General features: G+C 58.8%; 14 protein-coding genes. All 14 read left to right on the plus strand.

Annotated elements, in window-relative coordinates; genetic code table 11:
* Window positions 1-8: 8 nt before the first annotated feature.
* The 14 genes from QQG91_RS01965 (at window position 9) to QQG91_RS02030 (ending at window position 14046) form a co-directional block, all read left to right on the plus strand.
* Window positions 9-1229, plus strand: a complete 1221-nt coding sequence (locus tag QQG91_RS01965) for a 3-hydroxybenzoate 6-monooxygenase (RefSeq protein ID WP_285771303.1) — start codon at window positions 9-11, stop codon at window positions 1227-1229.
* Between the two features lie 191 nt (window positions 1230-1420).
* Window positions 1421-2467 (plus strand): TRAP transporter substrate-binding protein, encoded by a 1047-nt coding sequence (locus QQG91_RS01970; protein WP_285771304.1) that lies wholly within the window; start codon window positions 1421-1423, stop codon window positions 2465-2467.
* Window positions 2468-2543: 76 nt separating this feature from the next.
* Window positions 2544-3128, plus strand: coding sequence for a TRAP transporter small permease (locus QQG91_RS01975; RefSeq protein ID WP_285771305.1), 585 nt, complete (start codon window positions 2544-2546; stop codon window positions 3126-3128).
* Window positions 3125-4438 (plus strand): TRAP transporter large permease, encoded by a 1314-nt coding sequence (locus QQG91_RS01980; RefSeq protein ID WP_285771306.1) that lies wholly within the window; start codon window positions 3125-3127, stop codon window positions 4436-4438. Before QQG91_RS01975 ends, QQG91_RS01980 begins: the two co-directional genes overlap by 4 nt.
* A 75-nt stretch (window positions 4439-4513) precedes the next feature.
* A complete protein-coding gene (locus QQG91_RS01985) occupies window positions 4514-5275 on the plus strand; it encodes an SDR family NAD(P)-dependent oxidoreductase (protein ID WP_285771307.1) in 762 nt (253 codons plus the stop codon).
* 9 nt (window positions 5276-5284) lie between these two features.
* Entirely contained in the window at window positions 5285-6046 is a 762-nt protein-coding gene (locus QQG91_RS01990; RefSeq protein WP_285771308.1) for a crotonase/enoyl-CoA hydratase family protein, read from the plus strand.
* A 1-nt stretch (window position 6047) separates the two neighbouring features.
* Window positions 6048-6524, plus strand: coding sequence for a MarR family winged helix-turn-helix transcriptional regulator (locus QQG91_RS01995; protein ID WP_285771309.1), 477 nt, complete (start codon window positions 6048-6050; stop codon window positions 6522-6524).
* The gene (locus QQG91_RS02000; protein ID WP_285771310.1) at window positions 6496-8289 is read left to right on the plus strand and encodes a feruloyl-CoA synthase; all 1794 of its coding nucleotides are present in this window, start codon (window positions 6496-6498) and stop codon (window positions 8287-8289) included. The genes QQG91_RS01995 and QQG91_RS02000 overlap by 29 nt, the downstream gene beginning before the upstream one ends.
* Before the next feature lie 11 nt (window positions 8290-8300).
* The gene (locus QQG91_RS02005) at window positions 8301-9176 is read left to right on the plus strand and encodes an amidohydrolase family protein (protein ID WP_285771311.1); all 876 of its coding nucleotides are present in this window, start codon (window positions 8301-8303) and stop codon (window positions 9174-9176) included.
* A complete protein-coding gene (locus QQG91_RS02010; RefSeq protein WP_285771312.1) occupies window positions 9173-10708 on the plus strand; it encodes an acyl-CoA dehydrogenase family protein in 1536 nt (511 codons plus the stop codon). Before QQG91_RS02005 ends, QQG91_RS02010 begins: the two co-directional genes overlap by 4 nt.
* Before the next feature lie 85 nt (window positions 10709-10793).
* Window positions 10794-11261 carry a 4-hydroxylaminobenzoate lyase gene (locus QQG91_RS02015; RefSeq protein WP_285771313.1) on the plus strand — a complete coding sequence of 156 codons (468 nt, stop codon included), beginning with the start codon at window positions 10794-10796 and terminating at the stop codon, window positions 11259-11261.
* Window positions 11262-11300: 39 nt separating this feature from the next.
* A complete protein-coding gene (locus tag QQG91_RS02020) occupies window positions 11301-12836 on the plus strand; it encodes a benzoate-CoA ligase family protein (RefSeq protein WP_285771314.1) in 1536 nt (511 codons plus the stop codon).
* Window positions 12833-13642, plus strand: a complete 810-nt coding sequence (locus QQG91_RS02025; RefSeq protein ID WP_285771315.1) for an alpha/beta fold hydrolase — start codon at window positions 12833-12835, stop codon at window positions 13640-13642. Before QQG91_RS02020 ends, QQG91_RS02025 begins: the two co-directional genes overlap by 4 nt.
* Complete coding sequence (locus QQG91_RS02030) at window positions 13639-14046, plus strand: DUF309 domain-containing protein (RefSeq protein WP_285771316.1); 408 nt, start codon at window positions 13639-13641, stop codon at window positions 14044-14046. The genes QQG91_RS02025 and QQG91_RS02030 overlap by 4 nt, the downstream gene beginning before the upstream one ends.
* Window positions 14047-14065 lie beyond the last annotated feature (19 nt).

A 14065-nucleotide genomic window follows, 5' to 3' on the forward strand; every position in this document is an offset into this window, starting at 1 on the left:
AGAATAACATGAGTGACAAGATCATCATTGCAGGCGGCGGTATCGGCGGCCTTGCGACAGCCATCGGCCTTGCGCAAAAGGGCATCGGCTCCATTGTTCTGGAAAAGGCCGCCCAGCTTGGCGAAATCGGCGCGGGAATCCAGCTTGGCCCGAATGCCTTTCATGCCTTTGATTACCTCGGGGTCGGCGATCAGGCGCGCGCTATGGCGGTCTATATCGACAACCTGCGCCTGATGGATGCGATTTCGGGGGACGAGATCACCCGTATCCCGCTTGATGACGCGTTCCGCGCGCGGTTCAAAAACCCCTATGCCGTCGTCCATCGCGGCGATCTTCACGGGGTGTTCCTCAAGGCCTGTGTCGCGCATCCGCTCATCAACTTGCGGACCAATTCTGCGGTCGAGAGCTATGATCAGGACGGCGCTTCGGTCACTGTCACCCTTTCGAGCGGGGAAAAAGTCGTGGGTCGTGCTCTGATCGGGGCCGATGGGCTCTGGTCGAACATCCGCAAACAGCTCGTCGGGGACGGCATGCCGCGTGTGTCGGGGCACACGACCTATCGGTCGGTGATTCCCACCGAAGAGATGCCCGAAGACCTTCGGTGGAATGCGGCGACCCTTTGGGCGGGTCCAAAGTGTCATATTGTGCATTACCCGCTTTCGGGTTGGAAGGTGTTCAATCTGGTCGTGACATACCACAATGACGCCCCCGAACCGGTGGCAGGAAAGCCCGTTTCCCATGACGAAGTTCGTAAGGGATTTGAACACGTTAACCCCGTTGCGCGGCAGATCATCGAGAAGGGCAAGGACTGGAAGCTTTGGGTGCTGTGCGACCGTGATCCAGTGTCCAATTGGGTCGATGGTCGGGTGGCTCTTTTAGGGGATGCCGCACATCCAATGTTGCAATATTTTGCACAAGGTGCTTGTATGGCGATGGAGGACGCCGTCTGTCTGTCTGCGGAGCTTGATGCCGCGCCGGACGATCTCGAGGGAGCTCTGCAACGCTATAACGCACGCCGTCGTTTGCGCACGGCTCGGGTTCAGCTGCAGTCTCGCGAAATCGGCCAGCACGTCTATCACCCTGCGGGTGCGCATGCGGAGCTACGGAATGCTGTTATGAACAGCCGCAGTGCGGAGGAATGGTACGACCAGATCGATTGGCTCTATGGTTCCACGGGACTCGAGGGGGCTGTTTCAGCGGAAACCCGAAAACGTCCGATGTTCACATAAAAGTTGATGACAGGTCATAACAGTTATGTAGTATACCTAATATAAACGAGGGGCCGCAGGTTGTGTTGCGGGTTATACTCTCGGGATTTTAGGGTTCTACCACATTCTGGTTCGGGGGCGAAAGGTCCCGCACCGAAAACGAATAAATGAAGCACCTGAAAACAGGTGCTGGTCAATAGGGAGGAGACCACATGACCATCACGCGTAAGAGCTTTCTCAAGACTGCTATGGCTTCGGCCATTGCGCTTGGTATTTCCGCAACTGCGTCCTTCGCTCAGGAAGTGACGCTTCGCCTGCACCAGTTCCTTCCCGCTCAGGCCAACGTGCCTGTGCAGGTTCTCGACGTTTGGGCCGATAAAGTCGAGGCTGACTCGAATGGCCGTATCAAGGTAGAGCGTTACGCTGCCATGTCTCTCGGCGGCACCCCGCCCGAGCTGATGGATCAGGCGATCGACGGCGTTGCCGATATCGTTTGGACCGTTGTCGGCTATACCCCCGGCCGTTTCCCGTCGACCGAAGTCTTTGAACTTCCCTTCATGGTGGCCGATGCCCGTGCGGCGTCCTATGCCTATTGGAAGATGTTCGAAACCCACATGAAGGACACCGAGTTCAAGGATGTCCACATCCTGGGAACCTGGGTTCATGGTCCTGGCATGTTCCACACCAACGCACCCGTTACCAAGCCTTCCGACCTTCAGGGTATGAAGATCCGCGGCGGTTCGCGTCTTGTGAACCAGCTTCTCGAGCTCGTCGGTGCGACGCCGGTCGGCATGCCCGTTCCTGCCGTATCCGAAGCGCTCTCCAAGGGTGTTCTCGACGGCACCACTATTCCGTGGGAAGTCACCACCTCGCTCAAAGTGCCCGAGCTTGTGAAGAACCACACCGAATTCGAAGGCCCCGCGCTTTACAACCTCACCTTCGTTCTGGCGATGAACAACGACACCTACGCAGGTCTTCCCGATGACCTCAAAGCCGTGATCGATCAGAACTCGGGTCTCGACTTCTCGATCTTTGCGGGCGGCACGCAGTCGGACGCAGACGGTCCCGCGCGCCAGATCGCTGTCGATCTCGGCAACAACATCATCACCGTTGCCGAAACCGACACGGGCGAGTGGCGTGATCTTGTGACCCCGATCTACGAAAGCTGGGTCGAGGATATGAAAGGCAAAGGTATCGACGGTCAGGCTCTGATCGACGAAGCACGCGCTCTGATGGCTGAGTACGAAGCCAACAACTAAACCCCGACAAAGGGCCGTCCCGAGTGATCGAGATGGCCCTTTTTCTCGGTTCGGATCCCAAGGAAAAGCTGAGCACATGAAACGTTTCATGATGGGTTTGGCGCATGTGTTCGCTCTCATTGGCGGGGCAGCACTTTCGGCCATGATCCTTATTGTTTGTCTCTCGATCATCGGTCGGACGGGTGCCACGATCATGCACTCCGACTTCATGCAGACCTATGCCTCGGGGTTCGCGACCTGGTCGCTCGAAGCAGGCCTTGGTCCAGTGAATGGGGACTATGAAATCGTCGAGGCTCTGATGGCCTTTGCGATATTTGCCTTCATTCCTCTGACGCAGGCTACCTCTGGTCACGCGACAGTGGACATTCTGACGAATGCCCTGCCGCCCGTTGTCCAGCGCTGGCTTGCCGCTTTGATCGAGGTGGTTTTCGCGATCACCCTCGTGATCATCGCTTGGAAACTTTATGACGGCACGGTTTCGAAGCATCGTTCGGGCGGAACGACCCTGTTGCTCCAGTTTCCCCTTTGGTGGGCCTATGCAGGGGCGCTCGTCGGTGCGGTCGCATCGGCCATCGTCGCCGTCTACATGGGAGTTGTCCGTGTGGTCGAGGCCATCACCGATACCGTAATCGTCGAAGCCGGCGGAGGAGCAGACCATTGACCCCTCTTGAAATCGGACTTTGGTCCTTTCCTGTTCTTATGGCCCTTATCTTCATGCGCGTGCCGATCGGTCTCGCCATGTTCCTCGCGGGCTTTGTCGGGCTTTCGCTCTTGCCGGGCGGACTGAACGTCGCGCTGGCAAAGCTCAAAACCGAAAGCTACACCACCTTTTCAAGCTATTCGCTGTCGATTGTGCCGATGTTCCTCTTGATGGGGTATTTCGCCACGCTTGGCGGCATGTCCCAAGCGCTCTTCAAGGCGGCAGAAAGCTGGCTCGGCCACCGCAAGGGCGGCGTTGCAATGGCCGCGATCGGTGCTTGTGCGGGCTTCGGTTCGATCTGTGGCTCGTCCTTGGCAACTGCTGCCACGATGAGCCGTGTCGCACTGCCTGAACTCCGCCGCTATGGCTATGCTGGCGGTTTCTCGACCGCTACGCTCGCGGCGGGCGGCACGCTCGGCATCCTGATCCCGCCCTCTGTAGTTCTTGTGATCTATGCGATCCTCACAGAGCAGAACATCGCCAAGCTCTTTCTTGCGGCGTTCATTCCGGGTCTGCTTGCGGCGCTGGGCTATGTCATCACCATTTCGATCTATGTCCGCTTGAACCCCGGCTCTGCAGGGGTGCGCGAGCCTGTTCCCTATGCGGAACGTTTCCGCGCGCTCGTCGATGTCTGGCCCGTGCTCCTCGTTTTTGCGTCTGTGGTGGGCGGCATCTACCTTGGCGTATTCACACCGACCGAAGGTGCTGCCGTCGGTGCGCTGGGCACCGGGATCATCGCCCTCGTCAACGGTGGACTGACGATCAAGACGCTTCTCGAAAGCTTTACCGCAACGGCGCGCTCCACCGCGATGATCTTTTTCATCGTTCTCGGCGCGGGCACCTACAACAGCTTCCTTGCGCGCACCAATGTGCCGCAAGAGCTATCGAACTGGGTCGTGGCCCAAGGCTTCGCGCCCATCGTCGTGCTGATCATCATCTTGGTCTTTTACCTTGTGATGGGGTGTCTGATGGACTCGCTCTCGATGATCCTTTTGACGATCCCGATTTTCTATCCTGCAATCAGCGCGATGGACTGGGGCAGTATGACGATCGAAGAAGTCTCGATCTGGTTCGGCATCATCGTGCTGATCGTGGTCGAGGTGGGACTCATTACTCCGCCAGTGGGGATGAACCTTTTCATCATCAACGCGATGGAAAAGACGACCCCCATGTCCGAGACCTACAAAGCGGTCATGTACTTCGTCGCATCGGACATTGTGCGCGTGATCATCCTTGTGGCTTTCCCCTCGATCACTCTGTTCTTGCTCTAAGCAAAAAAACTTGACTCAAAAATAGGTATCCAACATAATCATTATGTCGGATACCTATTTTCTTGAGGGTCAACCATGGACATCAACGGTGTTTCTGCGGTCGTAACGGGCGGCGCCAGTGGGCTTGGCGCAGCAACGGCACGCAAGCTTGCAAGCCAAGGCGCCAAGGTGGCGATCCTCGATTTTGACCTCGAACGCGCGCAATCCGTCGCCCAAGAGATCGACGGCTACGCGGTCAAGGTTGATGTGGGTGACGCCGCCAGTGTCGAGGCAGCCATCGCAGGGGTCGTGGCCGCCATCGGTGCTCCGCGCGTCATTATCAATTGCGCAGGTATAGGCACCGCCGCCCGCATGGTCGGGCGCGAAGGCAAGCTTTCGGTCGATCTTTTCGAGCGAACGATCCGCGTGAACTTGGTCGGTACCTATAACGTTATGTCCTATGCGACCCGAGCGATGCTCGACCTCCCCGTCATGGAGGGGGGTGAGCGCGGTGTCATCGTGAATACGGCCTCTGCCGCCTATCAGGACGGTCAACTTGGTCAGTCGGCCTATTCGGCGTCCAAGGGCGGGATCGCGTCGATGTGTCTGCCTCTTGCCCGAGAGTTGGCCCAATCCGCTGTCCGCGTCATGGCGATCGCACCGGGACTTTTCGAGACACCGATGATGGAGACCCTTCCGCAGGAGGTGACCGAGGCGATTGTGCGCAATATTCCCCACCCCGCGCGTCTCGGCTTTGCCGAAGAATTCGCCCTTCTGGCCAGCCAGATCATCGCCAACCCCTATCTCAATGGCGAGGTGATCCGTCTTGACGGGGCAACCCGCCTCCCGCCGCGCTAAGGAAATCCAATGGCTCTCGTAGATATCGAAATCGACGGCGGAACTGCTGTCCTTACCATGAACCGCCCCGACAAACGCAATGCGATGTCCGACGATCTTTTGCGCGAGATCGACGCGTTTTTCTCGGCCCCACCCGCTGAGGTGAAGGTCGTTGTTCTGACGGGAACCGCTGGTCACTTCTGTTCCGGGCTTGATCTGTCCGAGCACAAACAGCGCGATGCCGAAGGCACGATGCGCCACTCGCGCGCGTGGCATCAGGTCATGGACCGCATCCAATACGGCGGCCTTCCTGTTGTCTCGGCGATGTTCGGCGCGGTCATCGGCGGTGGGCTCGAGCTTGCGACGGCGACGCATGTGCGGATCGCCGAGCCTTCGACCATCTTCCAACTTCCCGAAGGACGTCGCGGGATCTTCGTCGGAGGCGGCGCGTCCGTCCGTGTCGGCCGCATTCTCGGGGCCGACCGCATGATCGAGATGATGCTTACGGGCCGCAAATATGGCGCGGACGAGGGGCTCGGCCTTGGGCTGACGCATTACAGCGTGGGCGAGGGCGAAGCGCTTCCCATGGCGATGGATCTTGCACGCAAGATCGCGTCGAACGCGCCCTTGTCGAACTATGTGATGATTCAGGCGCTTTCGCGGATCGAAGATATGTCCAAGGCGGATGGTCTCTTTACGGAAAGCCTCTGCGCTGCGCTCACCCAGACGAGCCCCGATGCGGTCGAGGGGCTCGCCGCATTCCTCGAAAAACGCAATCCGACGTTCAGCTGACATGACAGAACAAGATCAGGGTCTTCGCAAATTCTGCGGCTATAACATCAAACGGGCGTTCAACGTCATTCAGGCCGATGTGAACCAAACGCTCGTGCGGTTCGGTCTTCGGCTTGTGACGTGGTCCGCGCTTTCCGTGATCAAGGAAAATCCGGGTCTGCGCCAAAGCCAACTGGCGGATATCCTTTCTATCGAGCGTCCCAATCTCGTGCTGCTCCTTGACGAGCTGGAACGCGCGGACCTGATCAATCGTGACCGCGATAGCGCCGACCGCCGCGCCTATTGCCTGAGCCTCACCGACACGGGCGAGGCTCTCTATGCCGAAGCGCTTTTGGCCGTCGAAGCGCATGAAGACCGAATGACCGAAGGGCTGACCGCCGAGGAACGTGTCGCCCTTATCGCTATGCTTCGGCGTATCGAAGCCAACGGAAAAGCAGGAGGAGAGACGGATGGGACTGGATCGCTATCAGAAGCATGATATCTCGCAGGAAACGCGCCCCGACGGGACGCTTATCCTGACGGCAAATCTCCCGCTTGAACCTGTCGCCGATCGGACGATTGATTGGGTCGTCGAATGGGCCGCCAAAACGCCCGATGCCGTCATGATTGCCGAGCGGAGCGGCGAGGGTTGGCGCGAAGTCAACTATGCCCAAGGGCTCGAGATGGTCCGTGCCTTGGCCTCGGCGCTTTTGGCCGAGGGCCTTGGCCCCGATACGCCGATCCTTGTGATTTCGGGAAATTCGGTCAATCACGGCCTTCTTGCGCTCGCCGCCCAGTATATCGGCGCCCCCATTGTGCCCGTGGCCGAGCAATATGCCCTCATCCCTGCCGCGCGGGTGCAGTTCGACCATATCCAGCGCCTGATCCGCCCCACGATGGTCTTTGCCGAAGATCCGCGCTTTTTCGATGCGCTTGATCTTCCGCTTTTCGATGACTGTCTCAAGCTGATCGCAAACGGCGACTATCCCGGAGCGCTCCAGTTCGACACGCTGCTGCGCGGAGTGGATGCGGATATCGAAGCCGCTTTGGCCAAGGTCGGTCCAGATACGGTCGCCAAGATCCTGATGACTTCGGGGTCGACCAGCAATCCCAAGGGCGTGCTCACCACCCATCGCATGATGTGCACCAACCAGACGCAGCTTCGCACCGCTCTCCCGTTCCTCAAGGCCAAACCGCCCAAGATCGTCGACTGGCTCCCTTGGAACCACGTCTTTGGCGGGTCTCATAATTTCAACATGATGCTCGCGAACGGTGGTGCGCTTTATATCGACAACGGCAAGCCAACTCCTGCGCTGGTCGGAAAAACCATCGAAAATCTCGGGATGATCGCAGGCAACCTCGCATTCAACGTGCCGGTCGGGTTTGCGATGCTGCGCGATGCGCTCAAAGCCGATGCCGCGCTGCGCGAGACCTATTTCCGTGACATGGACATGCTCTTTTACGCGGGGGCCTCGCTTCCACAGGATGTCTGGACCGATCTGGAAGACATGGCCCGCGAAGTGCGCGGCGACGTGCCCCTTTTCACAAGCAGCTGGGGGCTCACGGAAACTGCGCCCGCTTGCCTCATTCAGCATGAACCGACCGACCGTTCAGGCATCGTCGGCGTGCCGCTGCCTGGTCTGAGCGTCAAACTCATTCCCGATGACGAGATGCGCTGCGAAATCCGCGTCAAAGGCCCGACGATCATGCCGGGGTATTTCCAGGACCCCGAGAAGACAGCAGAAGCTTTTGATGAAGAAGGATATTTCATCACGGGCGATGCCATGAAGTTTGTAGATGAGGCCGACATTCAAAAGGGCCTCAAGTTCGACGGACGTATTTCCGAGGACTTCAAACTTCTGACGGGAACATGGGTGCGGGCGGCAAACTTGCGTCTTGATCTTCTCAAGAAGCTTGGCTCGCTCGCGCAGGATATCGTGATCACCGGTGCGGATCGCACTCAGATCGGACTTATGATTTTCCCGACAGACGCACTTCGCGGCACTGCCGGTGTCGAGGATGCTGACGGGCTTTTGATTGCGCCCGAAGTCGTCGAGAAAATCCGTGCGTGTCTCCACGCCCGTGCCGACGAGGGCTCTGCGACCAAGGTCTGGCGCGCCTGTGTGCTCTCCGAGATGCCTTCGATCGCCGAGGGTGAAATCACCGCCAAGGGCAATCTCAACTTCCGCAAAATCCAAATGCGCCGCGCGGGTCTTGTCGAACGTCTCTACGACGACAACGACCCCGCTGTGATCCACATCTAAGGAGAAATCCCGTGGTCGATATTACCAAAGTCCGCGCCATCGACATTCACACGCACGCAGAAGAGCCGTGTGGCTGTCATTCCGATGATGGCTATGATGATCTTCAGGCGACGATGGCCAAATATTTCGGAGCGCCGTGGAACCATCCGCCGACGGTGCCGATGACGGCGCAGCATTACCGCGAGCAGAATATCGCGGCGGTGATCTTTCCCGTGGATGCCGAACGCGAGACGGGTTATCGCCGCTACAAGAATGAAGAAGTGGCCGAGCTTGCCGCTGAAAACGATGACGTCCTCATCCCCTTTGCTTCGATCGACCCGCACAAGGGCAAACTCGGTGCCCGTGAAGCGCGCCGTCTGATGCGGGATTTCGGGGTCAAAGGTTTCAAGTTCCACCCGACGATGCAGGGCTTTTTCCCCAACGACCGCATGGCCTATGACCTTTACGAGGCGATTGCAGAGGAAGGCGGGATTGCGCTCTTCCACACGGGTCAAACGGGCGTTGGTTCGGGGATGCGCGGCGGCAATGGAATGCGGCTCAAGTATTCGAATCCGATGTATATGGATGACGTGGCGGTGGACTTCCCCGACATGAAGATCATCCTCGCGCACCCGTCTTTCCCGTGGCAGGAAGAGGCGCTCGCCGTGGCCCAGCACAAGCCCAACGTCTATATCGACCTCTCGGGTTGGTCGCCCAAGTATTTCCCTGAAATCCTCGTGAAATATTGCAATTCGATCCTCAAGAAAAAGGTGCTCTTCGGGTCCGACTGGCCGATGATCACGCCCGAACGCTGGATCTCGGACTTTGAAAATATCGCGATCAAGGACGAGATCCGTCCCGATATCATCAAGAACAACGCTGCCCGTTTGCTGGGGTTCATGGAATGAAACGGTTTTCTGCGCCCGTCGATGACATCCTGTTCACACTGAATGCCATGGGCGCAGAGCGCATCCCCGAATGGGATGGCGCGCTCGTCGCCGAGCTTGCAGGTCACTTTGCCAGCTTTGCCGAAGGCGAGATCGCAGCCGTGGACGAAGAGGGTGACCGCGTCGGTACCGTTCTCGAAAACGGACGCGTGCGCATGCCACCCTGTTTCCAGCCCGTCTATCAGTCCTATGTCGAGCAAGGTTGGTGTGGCCTTACGGCGCCCGAGGAATATGGCGGGCAGGGGATGGGTGCTGCGGTTCTCGGCGTCACATCCGAAATTTTTTCGGGTGCGAATGTCTCGCTCCAGATGGTGACGGGGCTGGTTCCTGGGGCTGTGCGCACGCTGATGCACTTTGGCAGCGAAGAGCAGAAATCCCGCAATATCCCGCCTCTTGCCTCCGGAGAATGGCTTGCCACCATGTGTCTGACCGAGCCTGGTGCGGGCTCTGATCTCTCACGCGTGCGCACCCGCGCGGTCGATGACAAAGGCTGGAAAATCACGGGCGAGAAGATTTTCATCTCGGGCGGTGATCAGGACATGTCCAAGGGCGTGTTCCACCTCATCCTTGCCCGCACCTCCGATGACGGGATCAAAGGCCTTTCGCTCTTTCTTGCTCGCTCCGAGCGTGACGATGGCAAGCGTAACGCGATCACTGTCACCCGTATCGAAGAGAAGATGGGCCTTCATGCCTCGCCCACCTGTCAGTTGGCCTTTGACAGGGCCGAAGCGGAACTTGTCGGTGAACTTGGTGGTGGTCTCAAGGCGATGTTCACCATGATGAACCACGCCCGTCTTGACGTCTCACTCCAAGGTGCAGCCCTTGCCGCCCGTGCGACAGACATTGCCCGCGCCTATACCGCTGAGCGCGTTCAGGGTGGCCGCCCGATCAATCAGCACGCCGATGTGGCGCGGATGCTTGACGAGATGGACGTTCTGGCCATGGGCGGGCGCGGTATTGCCCACCTCGCACTCGTGACGATGGAGACGGGCGAGAACCCCGACCTTGTCGAAGCATTGACCCCGATTGCCAAGGTGTTCTGCACCGATGGCGCATCTCTCGCTGCGGACCTCGGTATCCAGTGCCTTGGCGGCTATGGCTATCTTCAGGAATACCGCATGGAGCAAATCGCCCGCGATGCGCGGATCACCCGTATCTACGAGGGCGCGAACGGCATCCATGCGACGGCCCTTGCCACCCGCCTCATGCGCCTTGTTGCGCCGATGGACGCGCTCGAAGAGCTTGCCGCGGAGAGGCCCGATCTTCTTTCCGACTGGCAAGAGGCTCGGAACCGTGTGGCGAGTCTTGCGGACCCGACGCCGATTGCCTCGGCGTTCATGACGCTGACCGCCGAGCTTGTGCACCAGATCGTTTGGGACCGCATGCGGGCCCAGATGTCCGCCCATGTCGATCCCGAAAGGATCGAGCGTCTCGCCGCTGTTGCAGCGCGCCGTTTCCCCGTCGCCAAAGCGATTTTCAACGCCGCTCTCTAAAATTTCGATCTCGTTTAGCATTATCTTGCATCTTATGCATAATGATGCATAATAGTGCAAACGACTCGAAGTTTGGGAGGGCTCCATGTCAGTTGATGCGTTCAACGACCTCATGTCGCGCGTTGCCGCGTTTATCGGTGACGATCCGCTTGATGATGCTTTGGCAGAGAAGTTGAACGCGGCTTTTCCCGAGGGCGGAGAGGACTTCCATATGCTCGCAGGGCTTTGCGAGGCAGGCGAGTCCGAGGGCTGGCTCTGCGCGCGCGAGCACGGCGGGATCAAGTTCGGTCGCCCGATCAAGCCTGCGACACATGCGGGTAAATTCAGTGTCGATGTTGTCCGCATGAAGGACGTCAAAGGCCCGCACCACATTCACACCACAGGCGAAATCGGGGCAATTATTCCGATCGACGGCGATCCGAAATTCGATGGGTTCGAAGCGGGTTGGTATGTCTATGCGCCTAGGTCCGATCACCATCCGACCGTCACCGACGGAGATGCCTATGTGGTTTATCTTCTGCCCGAAGGTGCCATCGAATTCACCGGCCGCTAGGTCGATTGTCAGCTGACAATAGGTCGGGGAGGACCTCTTATGTCGCAAAATCAAAACGCAGCAGTTTATTTCGTGGATCGTCACCTTTCCGAAGGCCGCGGTGACAAAGTCGCCTTTCAAGAAGCGGTCGGGGCAAAGCGTTCCCTGACTTATGGCCAGCTTGCAGAAGGCACATCCCGCGTCGCAGGTGCTTTGGGCAAACTCGGCGTGCGCCGCGAAGAGCGGGCAGCGATGATCGTGCTCGACCAGATCGAGTTTCCTCAGATCTACTTTGGGGCAATGAAAGCGGGGGTCGTTCCGATCCCTCTAAATACGCTTCTCTCGGACGCGGTCTATGAAGCGATCCTGCGCGACAGCCGTGCCGCTGTTCTCTTTGTGTCGGTGGAGCTTTTGCCGACCGTCCTACCTGCGCTTGCGAATTGCCCCGACCTTCGGGATGTGGTGGTGATCGGCGGCGAAGGCTATCCCAACTCGCTCAGCTGGGACGCTTTCATGGAGGGCGCCGAGGCGCTTCCCGCTATCGATGTCGGGGCCGACGAAACTGCGTTCTGGCTTTATTCCTCGGGATCGACGGGAACGCCCAAGGGCGTGCGCCATGTTCATGGAAGTCTCAAGGCGACGTCTGAAACCTACGGCGAGCAGGTGCTCAAGGTAAAGGAAGACGACGTTGTCTTTTCCGTCGCCAAGCTCTTCTTTGCCTATGGTCTGGGCAACGGGATCACCTTCCCGCTTTCGGTCGGAGCGACCACTGTCCTCCTTTCGGGGCGTCCGACACCCGACAGCGTGTCCGAGGTGCTGACCGAGTTCAAGCCTTCGGTCTATTGCGGTGTGCCGACGCTTTATGCTGCCCTGATCCACCATTGGGAAAAGCAGGGCGGCCATCCCGAGGCCCCGCTCCGCCGTTGTATTTCCGCAGGCGAGGCGCTTCCCGAAGAGATCGGCAAAAAATGGGCGGCGCTTTGGGGGGTCGATATCCTCGATGGCGTCGGTTCGACCGAGATGCTCCATATCTTCTTGTCCAACAGTGACGGAAACGTCGTCTATGGCACGTCGGGTCAGGCGGTGCCCGGCTATGACCTCCGCCTCGTCGACGAGGAAGGTGCAGATGTTGCAGCAGGTGGCGTTGGCGAGCTTCTCGTCCGTGGGCCCTCTGCCGCCGAAGGATATTGGAACCAGCGTTCCAAATCACGCTCGACCTTCGAGGGTGAATGGACCCGCACGGGTGACAAATACGAGCTGACCGAAACGGGCCGCTTCATCTACTGCGGTCGCACCGATGACATGTTCAAAGTCTCGGGCATCTGGGTCAGTCCTTTTGAAATCGAACAAGCGCTGATCGCCCACCCCGATGTTCTCGAAGCGGCGGTCGTTGCGGCGCGCGACGAAGAGGGGCTGGAAAAGCCCAAAGCCTTTGTTGTGCTCAAGGGCGGCAATCAGCTTCCCGAAGACATCAAGGAATTCGTCAAGAACAAGATCGGCAAGTGGAAATATCCGCGTTGGATCGAGGTCGTTGAAGACCTCCCCAAGACCGCAACCGGAAAAATCCAACGCTTCAAGCTGCGCGAGTTGGCATGACTTGGGGCGCGGGTTTCCTGACAGCGGGCGGCAAGCGTTTGGAATACAAATGCTGGGGGCCTGCTCCTGACGCCGCTCCGACCATCGTTCTCTTGCACGAAGGGCTTGGCTGTGTCGCGCTTTGGAGGGATTTCCCTGAAAAGCTTGCTGCTGCGACGGGGTTCGGTGTGATGGCCTATTCCCGTGCAGGATATGGCCAGTCTGAAGCGACCGAGCTTCCGCGCCCTCTCGATTACATGACCCGCGAGGCGGCCCAAGTGCTTCCCGAGGTGCTCGACGCAATCGGTTTTCGGCGGGGCGTTCTGTTCGGCCATTCCGATGGGGCGACGATTGCCACGATTTATGCGGGAAGCGTCGAGGATTTCCGCGTGCGCGGACTAGCCGTTGTAGCACCGCATTTCTTTACCGAAGACATGGGGCTTGCCGAGATCGCGAAGGCCAAAGTCGCGTATGACACCACTGACCTCGGGCAAAAGCTCGGTAAATACCATAAAGACGCAGAAAACGCATTTCGCGGCTGGAACGATGCATGGTTGGCCGAGGGGTTCAAGTCGTGGAATGTGGCTGATGTGATCGACTATCTGCGGGTGCCGACGCTCGCTATTCAGGGCACTGCCGATCAATACGGAACCAAGGCCCAGATCGAAGAGATCGAGAGCCGCTCCTATGCTCCGGTCGATGTCTTGATGATCGACGACTGTCGGCATTCCCCCCATCTTGAAAAACCCGAAGCGGTGCTTTCCGCTATGGCCGAGTTTTGCGCGCGGCTTGAACGGATCGAGGCCGCCGAGGTCGAGATCGCGTGATCCCGACCCACGCCTATATCCCAGGCCGAACGCCCCGCCATCCGGACGGGGCGTTTGACGTTTTGCGCGACACGGTCAACGCGGGGGCAGATGTTTCGGAGCTTGCACGCTGCGACGCGATGCTTTTCGGGTTGAGATACCTTGAAACGGGTTTCTACTGGGAGGCCCACGAGGTTCTCGAGCCTGTTTGGATGGCGTGTCCGCCGAATTCTGCGGAACGATCAATGGCGCAGGCCCTTATCCAGTTTGCCAACGCGAGGCTCAAACAGGAAATGGCGCGCCCAGATGCCGCGCGCCGCATTGCTGCCATTGCGCGCACCCACCTGATCGAGGCCGCTCGGACGGGGTCCGTTGTTCTGGGGGTAGAGGTGAACCGAGTCACTTTGTGGATCGACGCGCTCTGAAGCACATCCAATTTTTGCA

Source organism: Marivivens sp. LCG002 (genome assembly GCF_030264275.1).
GTDB lineage: Bacteria > Pseudomonadota > Alphaproteobacteria > Rhodobacterales > Rhodobacteraceae > Marivivens.

What these genes read in the sequence shown, in the direction of transcription:
- QQG91_RS02000 (WP_285771310.1), top strand. Translation starts at nt 6,496, where the DNA reads ATGGGACTGGATCGCTATCAGAAGCATGATATCTCGCAGGAAACGCGC.
- QQG91_RS02015 (WP_285771313.1), top strand. Translation starts at nt 10,794, where the DNA reads ATGTCAGTTGATGCGTTCAACGACCTCATGTCGCGCGTTGCCGCGTTT.
- QQG91_RS01975 (WP_285771305.1), top strand. Translation starts at nt 2,544, where the DNA reads ATGAAACGTTTCATGATGGGTTTGGCGCATGTGTTCGCTCTCATTGGC.
- QQG91_RS01990 (WP_285771308.1), top strand. Translation starts at nt 5,285, where the DNA reads ATGGCTCTCGTAGATATCGAAATCGACGGCGGAACTGCTGTCCTTACC.
- QQG91_RS01995 (WP_285771309.1), top strand. Translation starts at nt 6,048, where the DNA reads ATGACAGAACAAGATCAGGGTCTTCGCAAATTCTGCGGCTATAACATC.
- QQG91_RS01970 (WP_285771304.1), top strand. Translation starts at nt 1,421, where the DNA reads ATGACCATCACGCGTAAGAGCTTTCTCAAGACTGCTATGGCTTCGGCC.
- QQG91_RS02010 (WP_285771312.1), top strand. Translation starts at nt 9,173, where the DNA reads ATGAAACGGTTTTCTGCGCCCGTCGATGACATCCTGTTCACACTGAAT.
- QQG91_RS02025 (WP_285771315.1), top strand. Translation starts at nt 12,833, where the DNA reads ATGACTTGGGGCGCGGGTTTCCTGACAGCGGGCGGCAAGCGTTTGGAA.
- QQG91_RS01985 (WP_285771307.1), top strand. Translation starts at nt 4,514, where the DNA reads ATGGACATCAACGGTGTTTCTGCGGTCGTAACGGGCGGCGCCAGTGGG.
- QQG91_RS02020 (WP_285771314.1), top strand. Translation starts at nt 11,301, where the DNA reads ATGTCGCAAAATCAAAACGCAGCAGTTTATTTCGTGGATCGTCACCTT.
- QQG91_RS01965 (WP_285771303.1), top strand. Translation starts at nt 9, where the DNA reads ATGAGTGACAAGATCATCATTGCAGGCGGCGGTATCGGCGGCCTTGCG.